Raw genomic sequence first — 13747 nt, 5'->3', positions numbered from 1 at the left:
CGGACATCAGCGAGTGGCCCGCGACGGGGCACCCGGACGGCCGGGGCGCGCCAGGGCCACGACAGGCAGTGGAGGACAGCGATGAGCGGGACCGGAAACGGAAACGCCGGAACCGGGGCAACCCGCAACCAGGAGGCGGTCATGCTCGCCTTCGGGGTGGCCATCGGCGTGGCGTTCGGCCTCGGCGCCGGAGTGCTGCTGGGCATGTCGATGGGCAACCTCGTGCTCGGCCTCAGCCTCGGGCTCGCCGTCGGTGCCGGGGTCGGCGCCGCGCTCGGCAGCGCGGTCGGCGCCGCCCGCCGCCGTTCGAACTCCGGGTCCTGAGGATCCGCACCGGCCGGCGGCGGCCCCGCCCGGAGCCTCCGGCTCAGGCGGCGAGTTCCGCCCGGACCAGCGCGGCCAACTCGGCCGGCCGTGAGAGGAACGGCGAGTGTGAGGAGTTCATCCGCAGCACCCGCTCGGCCCGCTTCGCCATGATCTCCTGAGCGAAGGGCGGCAGCGCGTTGTCTGCCTCGCAGACGACGAACGGCTTCGCGTAGGTGCTCCATGCGGTGTCATAGTCACTGATTGCCCTCGTCAGGCGGGTGACGGGAAGTCGGCTTTCTGGACTCGCGCCGCTGCGTGGGCCTGTCGAGACGGGGGGCTGGCAGTCCCGTCGACTGTCGGGGTTCGGTTAACCGAACCACGGGGTTCCGTGGTGGCACCATTGGCCGGCCCGTGGCTCGCGGCAAGCATGGAGACGTACCCGTCATGCCTTGCCGGAAGGATGTTTCCCATGCTCACCACTACCGCCCTGCCGCCTCGTCCGCTGGCCCGCCGCCTCGCCCCCGTGGCCTCGCTGCTGCGCGCGCCGGTGCGCGCCGACACCTGGCGGCGGACCGCGTACACGGTCGTCGCGCTGCCCGTCGCGGTGGCCAGCGTGCCGTTGTCGCTCGTCGGCGGCCCCTCGGGGCGGCTGCAACGCGGGGTCGCCCGCGCGCTGCTGCGCCTGGAGGTCGGCGAGCCGGCCCGGACCGGCCCGAGGGCGTTGGCGCATGCGCTGCTGGCCACCCCTCTCAACTTGCTGATCCTGGTGATCACCGGATACGGCTGGTCGCTCGCCCTGCTCAACCTCGCCTACCCGGCCCGGTCGCTGGTCGGTCTTGGCTCCGGCGGCGCCGACGCCTGGGGCGGACCTACCCTGGCTGGCGCCTGGGCCTTCCATGCCCTGACCGGTGGGCTCGGTTTCCTCCTGCTCATGCCGTGGGTCGTGAAGGGGCTCACCTGGGTCCAGGGCCGGCTCGTTCGCGGCCTGCTCGGCTGAGCGGGCACACTTTCGGGGTGGGCACGGTGCGGACTGTCGGCGGTCAACTGGTGCGGGCACCGATCGCCCGCGGAACGTGGGCGGAGCTGGCGTACGTCATCCTTGGCGCGCCGCTCGCGCTCCTGGGGGTCGCCTACGTCTTGGTCTGCGGCCTGCTGGGCGCCGGTCTGGCGATCACCGCACTGGGCATCCCGATCCTGGCGATGGCCATTCCCGCCGCACGGTGGTTCGGGCGGATCCGTCGCGCTCTCGTCCGTACCCTGTTGGGCGAGAGCGTCCCGGCGCCCGCGGCGTTCCACGCCGGTCAAGGCCTGTTCGCCCGGACAAGCGCCGGGCTGCGGGACACCACGGGTTGGCGGGCGGTCGCATACCTGATGGCAGGCCTGCCGGTGACGCTGCTCGGGCTGTCGGCGGTGGTGGTCACCTGGGCCTGGGGCCTGATCGCGTTGACCTATCCGCTCCAACACGCGCTGGGTGTCAACCAGCTGACCGCCCGTGACGCGGACGGCGTGATCCGGCACGGGTTCCTGCTCGGTGGGCTCGTTCTCGACACCTATCCCCGGTTGCTGCTGGTCAGCGTGGGGGGCGTGGTGCTGCTACTACTCGCCCCCTGGGCCGTCCGGGCCGTCGTGCTGCTCGACCGGCTCCTCGTCCGGAGTCTGCTCGGCCCCGACGGTGCCGCCCAGCGGATCGCCGACCTGCGGCGGACCCGGGCGCTCGCCGTTGACGACGCCGCCGCGACACTGCGCCGGATCGAACGCGACCTGCACGACGGCGTACAGGCCAGCCTGGTGGCGCTGGGCATGAACCTGACGATGATCGCGGAAACGCTCGGTGGCGACGCCTCCGAAACCACCCGCAGCCTGCTCACCACCGCGCAGACCACCGCCAAGGACGCCATCAGGGAACTGCGCAACGTGGTTCGCAGCATCCACCCGCCGGCACTGGACGACGGGCTCGACACCGCCATCGCCACACTCATCGCGCGCGGTCCGATCCCGGTGAGTCTGCACATGGACATCACGCAGCGGCCGTCGCCCGCGATCGAGACCATCGCCTACTTCTGCGTCGCGGAACTGTTCACGAACGTCATCAAGCACAGCGGCGCGGACCACGCGACCGTCGAGATCAGCCAACGCGACGGCCACCTGCGCGTACGCGTCAGCGACAACGGCCACGGCGGAGCCCACCTCGACGGTGGCACCGGCCTGCGTGGTCTCCTCGACCGAGCCGCCACCGTCGACGGAACCATCGACCTGGTCAGCCCGCCCGCCGGCCCCACGGTGGTCACCATCAACCTGCCGGCACAACCCTGAGAGCCGAGATGTACATCATCATCGCCGAGGACAGCGCCATCCTGCGCGACGGTCTCGCCCAACTGCTCGGCTTACGTGGCCATCGGGTCACCACGGTCGGCGACGCCGCCGCCCTGCACGCCGCCGTCGCCGAAGAACCACCCGACGTCGCGGTCATCGACATCCGGATGCCGCCCACCCACACAGACGAGGGGCTGCGCGCGGCGGTCGAGCTACGCCGCCGCCTCCCCGCCGTCGGTGTCCTGCTCTTCTCCCAGTACGTCGAGACCCGGTTCGTGGACACGCTGCTGGCCGACGGCTCCGCAGGGGTGGGCTACCTGCTCAAGGAACGGGTCGTCGACATCGGCGACTTCAACGACGCCCTCGACCGAGTCGCGGCCGGGGGCACCGCGCTGGACCCCGAGGTTGTCACCCAACTATTCGGCCGAGGCCGCCGCAGCGACAGCCTCGCCGCACTCACCCCACGAGAACGCGAGGTGCTGTCCCTCATGGCCGAGGGCCGCACCAACGCCGCGATCGCCAGAACGTTCGTCGTCACCGAACGGGCCGTCGAGAAACACATCGCGAACATCTTCACCAAGCTCGGTCTCGCCGCATCGGACACCGACCACCGCCGGGTCCTCGCCGTCCTCCGATACCTCCAATCCAGCTGACCCTGCTCAGCCGTTCTGCGGGTCGGCCAGACCGGCCCGCCACGCCCAGGCGGCTATGCCCACCCGGTTGTTGAGCCCCAGCTTCGCCTGGATGTTCGCGACGTGGGTCTTGGCCGTGCCCGCGGAGATGAAAAGCTCGGCGCCGATCTGCGCGTTGGTCAACCCCTGGGCGACCAGCCGTACGATGTCGGTCTCGCGGTTGGTCAGGGCGTGGGGCGCCGGGGGCCGCTCGGCCCGGGTCACCGCGCGCAGCAGCCGGACGGTGACCTGGGGGCTGATCAGCGCGTCACCGGCCATCGCGGCACGGACTCCCTCAATGAGAAGCGCCGGCCCGGACCGCTTGAGCAGGAAGCCACATGCGCCGTTGCGCAGCGCGGCGTCGACGTACTCGTCGAGGTCGAAGGTGGTGACCACGACCACCCGCTGGCCCGCCTCGGTGAGCAGCCGGGTCAGTTCCAGTCCGTCGATGCCGGGCATCCGGATGTCGGTGAGCACGACGTCGGGCCGCAGCCTGCGCGCCAGGTCCAGGGCCGTGGTCCCGTCGGCGGCCTCGCCGACCACCGTGATGTCGGGCTGGGAGTCCAGAACGAGGCGGAAGCCGCTGCGCACGTCCCGCTGGTCGTCGGCGAGTAGGACCCGGATGCTGTTCATGCCGCGACCGCCGGAATGACGGCGACGACTTCCCAGCCACGCTCACACGGCCCGGCAGACAGCGTGCCGCCACCCGCGGCGACCTGCTCCCGTAGGCCGGAAAGGCCCCGCCCACCCCGCCTGTCACGCCGTTGCGGGGGCGACTGCCCCGCCGTGTCGTTGCGGACCCGCACCTCCATCGCGGAAGCGTCGCCAGTGACGGAGACGTCGACCCGGGTCGCCGTCGGCGCGTGCCGCCGGACGTTGGTCAGCGCCTCGACCACGATCCGGTACGCCACCGCCGCGCTGTCCCGGGGCACCTCGCCGACCGGGAGGTTCTGGACGAGTCGCACGTCGAGGTGACCCGCGGTGCGGAATCGGTCGACCAGACCCGGCAGGTCATCCAGCGTGGGCAGCGGCCGTACCGTGCCGACGTCCGGTTCGTGCAGCATGCCGACCATCCGGTCCATCGTGGCCAACGCGGCCAGACCGGCCGCCTCGATCCGCGCCAGTGCCGGGCCGGCCACCTCCGGCCGGCTGTCCGAGACGAAGCGGGCCGCCTGGGCCTGCGCCACGATCCCACTGAGGTCATGGGCGACAAAATCGTGCAGGTCACGCGCGACCTGCAGGCGTTGGTCATGTCGGGCCCGTTCGACGGCCACGGCCCGCCGGTGCACCATCAGCCGCGGGTAGCCGCCGACGACAACCGCGACAATGGTGGGCGTTGTCCAGACCGTCGACGCGGCGATCCGCTCCGTCGCGGCGATGCCGTCGGTGAACGGCCAGAGCACCAGTGCCATCGCGGCCCCGGCGAGCCCCGCAGCAGGAGCGATGTGTCGGTGCGGCCCCCACCGCACCGCGACGGCCAACAGCGCCGCGAGGACGGCCATCAGCAGAGGGAAGAGGTACGGCGGGCTGCCGACGTCGACCACGAACGTCACACACAGCAGGGAACCGCTGGCCGCCATGCTGAGCCAGCCAAGGTGCCGACGCGTCATCGCCCGATCGTAGGTGGGCCTCGCCGTATGCCGGTCGGCACAGAACAGCACGCCGTTGGGCAGCATCTCTGCCCATCGGCAGATGGTGCCCGGCACCCGGCGCGGCCGAGGCTGGAGAGGCAGCGGCGAGAGACGCCGCGCGGTCACGAGGAGCAACATGTCTCCATGGGTGAAGGCGGCGGCCATCGCCGCCCTGGGCGTCCTGACGACGCCGTCCGTCGCGCAGGCGGCGCCGGCCGACCACGCGGCCTTGGCCGGTCTCGGGCGGGTGGTGCTCAATGAGCCGGGTGCGCTCGGGCATCCGGTGTGGTTCGGAGTAGCCGCATCGGCTGCCATGGACGGGGAGTCGCACGGCCGTTTCTGGTTCCGGCACCTGCTTCCCGACGGCTCGCTGCTCGGGCAGGCCTGGGCCGACGTGACCTGCCTGCGGGTGACGGGCAATGTCGCGTTGTTCACCGCGGTCGTACCCGAGGGGGTGGGGCCGATGAAAAACCACGCGTTCTACATGAAGGTCATCGACGGTGGTGGTGCGCGCCCGGATCAGGTGGCGTTCATCCAGGCCCGTGGCGGGCCGGACCGGCCACCGACCAGGTGCCTCGACTTTGACGTGGAGTATCCGGGTCAGCCCCGCCACCAGGTCCGCACCGGGGGGTACGCCGTCCATGGTCACTGAGCGGATCTCCTCGGCGCCGGTCACGGGTCGGGTCGGGTGGTGGCGGCGTTGGCCCGCCTGGTCGGGGTACCTGGCGGCCGGCTGGTCCCTGACGTACGCCATGCTCGGGCTGTACTGGACGGCCGGCGGTGACGGTTTCCCGTTCGCGCCGATCGACGACGACCACAGGTCGGGGTCGATCCTGGAGGGCACCCCGGTCGAGGTCGTCGCGCCGCTCATGGCGCTGCTCGGCCTGCTCGGTACGGTTGTCGCGCTGGGGATGGCCCGAGGCGCCGGCTCCCGCCGCCAGTCAGCGGCGATGATCGCCTTCGGCTGGCTCGTGGCCGCCGGCCTGACCCTGATCATCCCGGACTACATCCTGATCGCCCTGCTGGCGTTCGGCCCGCTGCTGCTGGTTTTCGCCTTCACCGGTGTGCCCGGTCCGCAGGACGGCATCGGCGACATCCTGTACTGGCACCGCACCAACCTGATCATCCTGTTCGTGGGCGGTCTGTTGTGGGCCGTGGCCACGCTGGCCTACCAGCGGCGGAGCCGCGCGGCTTGTCAGCACTGCGGGCGTCGTCACGGGCCGGCCGGCGACGGCCCGTCCCGGCGGACGCTGCTGCGGTGGGGGCGCTGGGCGGTCGCGATCGCCTGCCTGGCGCCACTGCCGTACGAGATCACCAGGGTGGCCTGGTACCTCGGAGTCCCTCTCGGCATCAGCCGCGACTTCCTCACGATGATGCAGAACACCAACGGCATGCTCGAGGTCGGGTTGGGCTGCGCCGTCGCGTCGGCGCTGGGCGGCGTGCTCACCCACGGCCTGGTCGGCCGCTGGGGCGAGGTCTACCCACGGTGGATCTGGTTCAAGGCGGGAAGACCGGTGCCCCCTGCCCTCGCGATCGTGCCGGCATCCCTCGTCGCCGTCGTCCTCATCCCGGCCGGGCTGATGATGCTCTGGGACCCCGCGATCCGCGACGGATGGGGACTGCGGCTTCCCAGCGTGGCCTGGGTGCTCTGGGGCGCCGCTCTCGGTGCGGCCACCATCGCCTACCACCTGCGCCGGCGCGGCGCCTGCCGGCACTGCGGACAGGGGACGGACGCGGTGCCGGCGGTGGGAGAGCTCCAACACTCGAACTGATCCACCACTACTCGAGGTGTCGCCGTGACCGGTGTCGATCGCCCGCTCGCCGGCCGCCCGGGAGAGGTTTCCCGGCGGCGGGCGGACCGGGCCGGCACGGACGACACGCGAGCGGGTACGCCGGCGGACGTGGCTGGTCTTCGCGCAGGCTTCGACCCGTCAGCTCCGGGCGGCGCCGTGGCCATTCGAGGCCCCGCCGGTGGCGACGGCGGCACGCGGCCGGGTGGACAGGCCGACCCGCAGTGCCCGGAGCAGGACGGACGGCCGGCTCAGCGCGCTCGGGTGGTCGAGCATCGTGGTGACCCGGTTCAGCCGCTTGCTGAGCACCGGATCGGTCTGCGAGGCCCGGAAGACCAGGTCACCGAACCACTTCGTGATCTTGTATCCGCGCGGGTACGGCCCGTTGACGTGCGGCAGTTCGATGTCGGCGGAGGTGGAGACCTGCCAGGCCGCGTCCACGACCACCCGGACCAGGTCGAAGTACGCGTGTGCGGGTTGGTCCCGTACCGACGACGGGTTGGAGCGCAGGTACGCCGACAGGCAGGAGGCGTGCAGCATCGCCGACGTCATGCCCTGCCCGTACACCGGGTTGAACGAGGCGACCGCGTCCCCGGCGGCGACCAGCCCGGCCGGCAGCCGGTCGAGCTGGTGGAATTCCCGCCGCCGACTGTCCGCCTGGTGGTACGTGATCACGTCGCTGAGCATCTCCCCGTACTCGGCGATGGCGCCGAACATCTCCGGATACTGCTCCCGGCAGCGCTTGGTGAAGTCGGCGACGTCGCGGCTGGGCCGGTCGGTGTCGTAGCCGGCGACAAGCATGATCCAGCGGTCGTCCTCGACCGAGTTGATCCCACCGATCCTGGCGGTACGCCCCGGTCCGGCCATGGTGTGGTAAACCACCACCCAGGTGTCGCTGATCTTCTCGTCCCGCCGGTACAGCGCGGTCGCGTAGTTCAGTTTGATCGGCATCCGCCGCATCGGCGGCTTGGGCCAGCCGTTCTCGTCGAGCCAGTCGCCGAGCCGACTGGACCGGCCCATCGCGTCGACCACGAAGTCGGCGCCAACCGCGACCGGTTCGCCACCGCCCTCGGGTACGTACCGCACGCGGGACACCCGGGACGGGGCGAAGTCGATCCCCTCGGCCCGGCCGTACACCATCCGGATGTTGTCGATGGCGAGGGTGCGCCGCCGGACCAGCGCCTCCAGGAACGGCCGGGTGGTGATCAGACCCGGACCGGACGAGCCGGGCTTGGGCGGCAGTCCCTCCACCCCGTTGATGAAGATCCTGGCCGCGACCTCGTCGGACGGCGGCAGTGGGGCGCCCAGCGCGAACGCCTCCTCGGCGATGCCGGGGAACCAGCGTTCCAGCTGGACCTGGCCGGCCGGCAGCAGCGCGTGCACCTGGCTGCCCTGCGGTACGCCGGGCCGGGGCCCACCGTCCACGTCCGACGGATCGCGTTCGACGATCAGCACCTCGTCGGCGTGGTCGCTGAGCACCCGGGCCGCCATCAGTCCGGCGATGCTGCCGCCCAGCACCACCGCCCGTCGCATGACCACGGTGGTGTCGCCCGGCGGCTCGGCGGTCGTGATCTGGGCGAAGAGCCGGGACGGGGAGGCGGGCACTCGATCAACTCCTTGTGGTCGGGCCGGTCCTGGCGGTCCGCGGCGAGCCGGATCACCACGGCGATGAACCAGGACGCATCGACGAGCACCCGCATCCTACGTGGACGATCCCGCCCGTGACGATGTCAACCGTTCCGGGCCGCCTCCGGGCCGGTGATCCGGCGCAGCAGCGGCAGCGTCGAGGCGATGATGGCCAGCGACACCACCAGTCCGCCGACGACCATCAGATAGAACGGCAGGTCCGGCGGCCGCAGGGCGTAGTCGAGCTGCGCGGTGAGGAAGAGGTGCGCGGCCAGGAGTCCGGTACCGATCGCCACCACGGCGACGGTCAACAGTGGCACCACGGTCTCCAGTGCGACAACCCGACGCAGGGTAGACAGCTGGACGCCGGTGAGCCGGAGCAGGCTGAACGGGCGACGACGGTCGCTCAGCCCGCCGGCGACGCTGACCGCCAGGCTGCAACCGGCAATCGGCAGGCTGGCCAGCATGATCACGTTGGCCAGTTGCTGGAACTGCGTCATCTGTCGGGCGGCGTTCGACTCCCACTCGCGGACGCTGGCCGGGAAGCGTCCCAGCGGGAACGCGGTGGCCAGCATCGTCCGGGCCTGTTCGAACGCGGCGGGGCTGGTGGTGTCGACCACCACCGAGAGGATCGGCTGGCGGTCGACGTCCGCGGGCGCGATCGTCGCCGCCTCCCAGACGTACGTGTCGTTGGTCAGGTCGAAGGCGCGCATGCCGATCAGGTCGCTGGGGACGGCGGCGACCTGGGCGCCGGCCGGGCAGCTGCCGAAGACCGCCAGGCGGTCCAGTTCGGCACAGGTGACCAGGCCGTGCCAGCCGTCCGGGTCGGGGTTGGTGTGCACGACGGTCACACTCCGCACCCCGGGGATCGTGCCGAGCCCGGCCGGGATCTGCTCCGGTGTCGGCGCCGGGCCGTCCTCCGGCCAGAACGTCTTCGCCAGCGAGGTGGTGGCGACCGAGTCGGTACGCGGCTCGCCCCGGTTCGCGACGAACGTGGTGATGGCGCCGGTCGCCACACTCGTCACGAAGAGCGCCACAATCAGCCCGCTGACCGAGCGGAACCCGGCCTGCGGATCGTCGGCGAGCCGGCGGGCGGCGATCAGCGTGGCGGGTCGGCTCGCCCGCCCGGCCAGTGCCCGGGCCCCGGCCATGGTCAGCCACGGCCCGGCCAGCACCAGCCCGGTCAGGATCAACACAAACCCGGTGAGGTACGCGGTCAGCTGTCCGTTCGTGCTCTCCGGGCGCCGGCCGATGAAGTACGCCATCTCGGCGAGCCCGGCGACCAGCGGGATCAGCCGCCAGGCCCCCGGCGGTTTCGGGGTGACCCGTCGACTCACCCCGAGCGGGGAGATCCGTACCCGACGCAGCGCCAGCCAGGACGCGACGACGGCACCGAGCGGGACGCCGAGCCCGACGCAGAGCACGTCGAGGAAACGCAGCGACAGGTCGGTGGTGAAGAACGGTTCCCCGGTGAACGGGATCGCGGCGAGCGCCGGGCGGATCACGAGGAAGAGGCCGAACCCTATGACGGTGCCGACGATGGCCGCGACCGTGGCCTCCACCGCCGAGATGACGGTGATCTGCCGTGGGGTGGCGCCGACCAGCCGCATCGCGGCGAAGCGCTGCTCCCGACGGGTCGCGGCCAGCCGGGTCGCCGTACCGATGAAGATCAGCACCGGGAAGAGCAGCGCGGCGGCCACGACGGAGAGGACGAGCGCCATCGCGTCCTTGTTGAATCCGAGATAGCAGCCGCTGCAGGTGGACGGGTCGCCGGTCATGATCCGGTCGACCCGTACCGCGCCGAGCGGTTCCAGCTCGGCCGGGGTCCGGCCGACGACCACCAGCAGGGATTCCGGGGACGGCAGGGCCGCCGGGCCGATGAGACCGACCTGCTGGCCGGGGAAGCGGTCGCCGAGTTCCGCGGCCGGGGTGTCGCGCAGCAGGTCGTCGAGGGCCGGCGAGACATAGAACTCGCCCGGTCCGGGCAGGCGCGGCAGGCCCGGCGGTACGGGCGCGTCCGGGCCCTGCGCGGCAACGTCGATCCGGCCGATGGACCGGGCGTCGTGGTAGTCCTCCCGGAGCAGCCACCACAACGTGTCCCCGGACGACGGCGCCGACGGGTCGGCGGACCCGGCCGAGGGGTCGGGAGTGGTGGAGACGATGGCGGTGTTGAGCCAGGCGTACCGCAGGTTCTGTGCCTGTGCCGCGTTGAGTCCGGCCACCACGGAGAGCAGCAAGCCGACGCCGAGCGCGACCGCACCGGCGATGATGACGAGCCGGGTGGCGGCCTCCCGGCCACCGGAGAGGGTGAGTCGGAGCCCGAACCGGATCATGCGTTCACCAGCGCGTTCACTCGGCCGTCGCGGACGATGACCTGCCGGTCGGCGTACGCGGCGACCCGGGCCTCGTGGGTGACCAGCACGACCGTGGTCCCCTGCTCGCGGGCGGATTCGACGAGGAGGTCCATGACCTGTTCGCCGGTGAGGGTGTCGAGGGCGCCGGTCGGCTCGTCGGCGAAGAGCACGCCCGGCCGGGCGACCAGGCCCCGGGCGAGGGCCACCCGTTGTGCCTGACCGCCGGAGAGTTCACCGGAGCGGCGTTGTTCCATCCCGGCCAGGCCGAGCCGCTCGAACCACGGTCGGGCCTGCTTCAGCGCGGCGGCCCGACGTGTCCCGCCGAGCAGCAGTGGCAGTGCGACGTTCTCCTCGGCGGTGAGTTCCGGTACGAGCTGTCCGAACTGGAAGACGAAGCCGAACTGGTCGCGGCGGAGCAGGCTGCGGTCGTACTCGGTGAGGGTGTCGATCCGGCGACCGTCGAAGTGGATCTCGCCGGAGTCCGGTACGAGGATGCCGGCGAGGCAGTGCAGCAGGGTCGACTTGCCGGATCCGCTCGGGCCCATGATGGCCACCATCTCGCCCGGACTCACCGAGAGACTGGCCCCGCGCAGGGCCGGGGTCTCGCCGAAGGACAGGACGACGTCACGCGCCTCGATCGCCTTCATGCCCGGGTCACCACCTTGCGCAGCGCGTCGAGCCGGGCGACCGTGGTGTCGATCCAGTGCAGGTCGGCCTCCAGCCGGATCAGGCCGTGGTCGGCGAGCAGGGTGTCGACGAGGTCACCGGTGCGGCGGATCTCGGTGAGTTCCTTCATCCGCCGCAGGTGGGCGGCGCGTTGGGCGTCCAGGTACTCCTCGGCGGGGCGGCCGAGCATGAGGGCGAGCACGACCTTGGTGAAGAGCACGCTCTGCAGGTTGGGTTCGGCCTCGACCGGTTCGGTCAGCCACGAGTCGACGTCGGTCGCGCCCTGGTCGGTGATGACGTAGCGCTTGCGTTCGGGACCGACGCCCGGCTCGACCTCGCCGATGACGATCTTGCCGTCCCGGGCGAGCCGGCCGAGCGTGGAGTAGACCTGGCCGAACGGCAGTGGCTTGCCCCGGCTGAAGAAGGTGTCGTAGTCGCGCTTGAGGTCGTAGCCGTGGCTGGGCTCGCGTCCGAGCAGGCCGAGAAGGGTCATGGGAACGCTCATGCGATGACCATACACCGGGGGTATACCCCGGGTATATACCTCCGGGGTACATGCCCGGTGCATGGCCGCCGTCGAGCCGACTGACCTGCGGTTACGAGACGAGAAGGAGCGCGCTGATCACCAGCATCACCGCCGCAGTGGCGCCGTGGATGCCGTAGGCGGCCGCCCTGGGCCCGTTGCTGCGCAGCACGATCAACGCGTCACCCACGGGGATGCCGGTGGCGACCAGCATGAACCAGCCCAGCAGGTGGGTTGCCCCGCCGATCAGCACCACAAAAATGAGGAGCCCGGAGGCGATGTCCCGCACGGCCTTGACGGTCAGCCAGGCCCGGAAGGTGGGGTCCGCCGTCGGGGTGTCGGGGATACCAAAACCGGCCGCGTTCTGCGGAGCCCAGAAGGCAAGTACGCCGATGACGATGATGCCCACGCCGATCAGGCCGGCGAGCACGGTGGCGACGGTGCCGAGCATGTCGCTTCCTCTCGTTAGCAGCGCCCCAGATCCTAGCGGCGCTAGATGTTAGGTCGACGATAAGGATGCCTCCGACAGAATGTCTAGCGTTGCTAGGATCACAACATGTCCGCCGTCAAGGAGCGCCGTGAACGTGAGCGCGCCCAACGCCATCAACTGATCATCAGCGCGGCCCGCGAACTCGCCGAAGCCGAAGGCTGGGAGGCGGTGACGACCCGACGGCTCGCCGAGCGCGTCGAGTACAGCCAGCCCGTGCTCTACAGCCACTTCAACGGCAAGGACGCCATCGTCCGCGCCGTCGCGATCGACGGCTTCGGCGAACTCGCCGTCCAGCTGCGCCAGGCCCGGCTCGCCAACCCCGAGCCACGGCAGGCCCTACCCGCCGTCTGTCGCGCCTACCTGGCGTTCGCCACCGAGCGACCCGCCCTCTACCAGGCGATGTTCGTGATGCCGACGGACGTGAAGTTCGCGCACGCCGAGACACCACCCCAGCTGCGCGCCGGCTTCGACGAGTTCGTCGGCTGTTTTCCGCCGGACACCCCGGGACGCGAACTGCTCGCCGAGGTCGTCTGGAGTGCGTTGCACGGCATAGCCACCCTGTCGCGCAGCGGCCGTGTTCCCCTGGACAGCCAGGAGGAACGGCTCGACCTCCTGGTCAGCCGCTTCGCATCGCGGAGCGACCGGGACTAACCCGTGGCGAGGGTGGCGCCGGACTCCGGCCTGGTGGCCTCGAAGAGGGCGACGTTGCCACGCACCGTCACCTGGATGTCGGTGAACCGGGTGTCGAGCTGCCAGCGCAGGCCCGCCAGGTCGTCGTCGGTGTTGTGAAAGATGCCCTTGCCGTTGTAGACCGCCATCAGCCGGCGGGCCGCCCCGGTGACCTTCACCCCGGAGGAGAGGATGGTGCTGCCGAAGAAGCGTCCGCCGGGACGCAGCGCCGCCACCGCGTTGTCCAGCACCGCGCCCTTCTCCGCCCAGTTGCCGGGCAGGCAGTGCAGCACGAAGTTCAGCCCGACCGAGTCGTACGAGCCGGGTGGCAGGGTGGTGTCGTCGAACGGCAGCGGCCGGAGCAGGTCCGCCCGGACCGTCTCCGGCCGGTAGCGGGCCAGCCGGGCCGCGCTCATCCGGAGCACGGTCGGGTTCAGGTCGACCAGGGTCAGCTCGGGTGCCGCCGTCGGGAACCGGCAGTGGTCGAGGAGGTACGCCGTACCGGGGCCGAGCTCGAGGTGCCGACCGCCGGTGTTGCGGTGGTAGTTGTCGAGCATGTGCCGCTTGGGGCAGCGCCAGATGAGCCGGTTGGAGAAGCCGAGCACGTAGACGTCGTAGGTGGCCAGCACGAACCGGTTGTAGATCGCCTGTCCGGCGATGACCTCTTCATCGGTGGGCATGGCACTGCTCCTCGCACATCGTCCCAGC

General features: G+C 71.2%; 16 protein-coding genes. 7 read left to right on the top strand and 9 right to left on the bottom strand.

All coding sequences use genetic code 11. The features are described from left to right. Positions 1-81: 81 nt before the first annotated feature. Positions 82-324 (top strand): hypothetical protein, encoded by a 243-nt coding sequence (locus ABGB21_RS06925; protein WP_347676861.1) that lies wholly within the window; start codon positions 82-84, stop codon positions 322-324. Between the two features lie 43 nt (positions 325-367). On the opposite strand, the gene ABGB21_RS06920 is transcribed toward ABGB21_RS06925, so the two are convergent. Continuing rightward, positions 368-568, bottom strand: a complete 201-nt coding sequence (locus tag ABGB21_RS06920) for an alpha/beta fold hydrolase (RefSeq protein WP_347677171.1) — start codon at positions 566-568, stop codon at positions 368-370. Between the two features lie 207 nt (positions 569-775). Here ABGB21_RS06920 and ABGB21_RS06915 point away from each other — a divergent pair, with 207 nt between their 5' ends. The 3 genes from ABGB21_RS06915 to ABGB21_RS06905 are packed head-to-tail and all read left to right on the top strand — an operon-like array spanning position 776 to position 3272. Next, on the top strand, positions 776-1303 hold the full coding sequence (locus tag ABGB21_RS06915) for a hypothetical protein (RefSeq protein WP_347676859.1): 528 nt from the start codon (positions 776-778) through the stop codon (positions 1301-1303). Positions 1304-1320: 17 nt separating this feature from the next. Then, positions 1321-2619 (top strand): sensor domain-containing protein, encoded by a 1299-nt coding sequence (locus ABGB21_RS06910; RefSeq protein WP_347676857.1) that lies wholly within the window; start codon positions 1321-1323, stop codon positions 2617-2619. Positions 2620-2627: 8 nt separating this feature from the next. Further along, positions 2628-3272 (top strand): response regulator transcription factor, encoded by a 645-nt coding sequence (locus tag ABGB21_RS06905; RefSeq protein ID WP_347676855.1) that lies wholly within the window; start codon positions 2628-2630, stop codon positions 3270-3272. Positions 3273-3278: 6 nt separating this feature from the next. On the opposite strand, the gene ABGB21_RS06900 is transcribed toward ABGB21_RS06905, so the two are convergent. Continuing rightward, positions 3279-3923, bottom strand: coding sequence for a response regulator transcription factor (locus ABGB21_RS06900; RefSeq protein ID WP_347676851.1), 645 nt, complete (start codon positions 3921-3923; stop codon positions 3279-3281). After that, the gene (locus tag ABGB21_RS06895) at positions 3920-4900 is read right to left on the bottom strand and encodes a histidine kinase (protein ID WP_347676849.1); all 981 of its coding nucleotides are present in this window, start codon (positions 4898-4900) and stop codon (positions 3920-3922) included. The genes ABGB21_RS06900 and ABGB21_RS06895 overlap by 4 nt, the downstream gene beginning before the upstream one ends. Before the next feature lie 169 nt (positions 4901-5069). Here ABGB21_RS06895 and ABGB21_RS06890 point away from each other — a divergent pair, with 169 nt between their 5' ends. Next, positions 5070-5573, top strand: coding sequence for a hypothetical protein (locus tag ABGB21_RS06890; RefSeq protein ID WP_347676847.1), 504 nt, complete (start codon positions 5070-5072; stop codon positions 5571-5573). Next, positions 5563-6693, top strand: a complete 1131-nt coding sequence (locus ABGB21_RS06885; protein WP_347676845.1) for an NYN domain-containing protein — start codon at positions 5563-5565, stop codon at positions 6691-6693. Before ABGB21_RS06890 ends, ABGB21_RS06885 begins: the two co-directional genes overlap by 11 nt. Before the next feature lie 159 nt (positions 6694-6852). On the opposite strand, the gene ABGB21_RS06880 is transcribed toward ABGB21_RS06885, so the two are convergent. From ABGB21_RS06880 to ABGB21_RS06860, 5 genes are all read right to left on the bottom strand, one after another. Beyond that, a complete protein-coding gene (locus tag ABGB21_RS06880) occupies positions 6853-8316 on the bottom strand; it encodes an FAD-dependent oxidoreductase (protein ID WP_347676843.1) in 1464 nt (487 codons plus the stop codon). 125 nt (positions 8317-8441) lie between these two features. Further along, positions 8442-10670: an FtsX-like permease family protein gene (locus tag ABGB21_RS06875; protein WP_347676841.1), complete on the bottom strand. Its 2229-nt coding sequence runs from the start codon at positions 10668-10670 to the stop codon at positions 8442-8444. Further along, entirely contained in the window at positions 10667-11338 is a 672-nt protein-coding gene (locus tag ABGB21_RS06870; RefSeq protein ID WP_347676839.1) for an ABC transporter ATP-binding protein, read from the bottom strand. Before ABGB21_RS06870 ends, ABGB21_RS06875 begins: the two co-directional genes overlap by 4 nt. Beyond that, entirely contained in the window at positions 11335-11862 is a 528-nt protein-coding gene (locus ABGB21_RS06865; protein WP_347676837.1) for a PadR family transcriptional regulator, read from the bottom strand. Before ABGB21_RS06865 ends, ABGB21_RS06870 begins: the two co-directional genes overlap by 4 nt. Positions 11863-11953: 91 nt before the next feature. After that, positions 11954-12331, bottom strand: coding sequence for a DUF4267 domain-containing protein (locus ABGB21_RS06860; RefSeq protein WP_347676835.1), 378 nt, complete (start codon positions 12329-12331; stop codon positions 11954-11956). Positions 12332-12436: 105 nt separating this feature from the next. On the opposite strand from ABGB21_RS06860, the gene ABGB21_RS06855 reads away from it, so the two are divergent. After that, positions 12437-13021 (top strand): TetR/AcrR family transcriptional regulator, encoded by a 585-nt coding sequence (locus tag ABGB21_RS06855; protein WP_347676833.1) that lies wholly within the window; start codon positions 12437-12439, stop codon positions 13019-13021. On the opposite strand, the gene ABGB21_RS06850 is transcribed toward ABGB21_RS06855, so the two are convergent. Then, complete coding sequence (locus ABGB21_RS06850; protein ID WP_347676831.1) at positions 13018-13719, bottom strand: class I SAM-dependent methyltransferase; 702 nt, start codon at positions 13717-13719, stop codon at positions 13018-13020. The two genes, ABGB21_RS06855 and ABGB21_RS06850, sit on opposite strands and share 4 nt — an antisense overlap. Positions 13720-13747: the final 28 nt, after the last annotated feature.

Source organism: Plantactinospora sp. B24E8, assembly GCF_039871735.1.
In the GTDB taxonomy this organism is placed as follows: domain Bacteria; phylum Actinomycetota; class Actinomycetes; order Mycobacteriales; family Micromonosporaceae; genus Plantactinospora.
Note: the sequence above shows the minus strand (reverse complement) of the source record. Positions and strands in the feature narration are given on the sequence as shown.

Coding starts and splice junctions, on each gene's coding strand:
- ABGB21_RS06855 (WP_347676833.1), top strand. CDS start 12,437: ATGTCCGCCGTCAAGGAGCGCCGTGAACGTGAGCGCGCCCAACGCCAT.
- ABGB21_RS06860 (WP_347676835.1), bottom strand. CDS start 12,331: ATGCTCGGCACCGTCGCCACCGTGCTCGCCGGCCTGATCGGCGTGGGC.
- ABGB21_RS06850 (WP_347676831.1), bottom strand. CDS start 13,719: ATGCCCACCGATGAAGAGGTCATCGCCGGACAGGCGATCTACAACCGG.
- ABGB21_RS06925 (WP_347676861.1), top strand. CDS start 82: ATGAGCGGGACCGGAAACGGAAACGCCGGAACCGGGGCAACCCGCAAC.
- ABGB21_RS06875 (WP_347676841.1), bottom strand. CDS start 10,670: ATGATCCGGTTCGGGCTCCGACTCACCCTCTCCGGTGGCCGGGAGGCC.
- ABGB21_RS06865 (WP_347676837.1), bottom strand. CDS start 11,862: ATGAGCGTTCCCATGACCCTTCTCGGCCTGCTCGGACGCGAGCCCAGC.
- ABGB21_RS06905 (WP_347676855.1), top strand. CDS start 2,628: ATGTACATCATCATCGCCGAGGACAGCGCCATCCTGCGCGACGGTCTC.
- ABGB21_RS06870 (WP_347676839.1), bottom strand. CDS start 11,338: ATGAAGGCGATCGAGGCGCGTGACGTCGTCCTGTCCTTCGGCGAGACC.
- ABGB21_RS06895 (WP_347676849.1), bottom strand. CDS start 4,900: ATGACGCGTCGGCACCTTGGCTGGCTCAGCATGGCGGCCAGCGGTTCC.
- ABGB21_RS06885 (WP_347676845.1), top strand. CDS start 5,563: ATGGTCACTGAGCGGATCTCCTCGGCGCCGGTCACGGGTCGGGTCGGG.
- ABGB21_RS06900 (WP_347676851.1), bottom strand. CDS start 3,923: ATGAACAGCATCCGGGTCCTACTCGCCGACGACCAGCGGGACGTGCGC.
- ABGB21_RS06915 (WP_347676859.1), top strand. CDS start 776: ATGCTCACCACTACCGCCCTGCCGCCTCGTCCGCTGGCCCGCCGCCTC.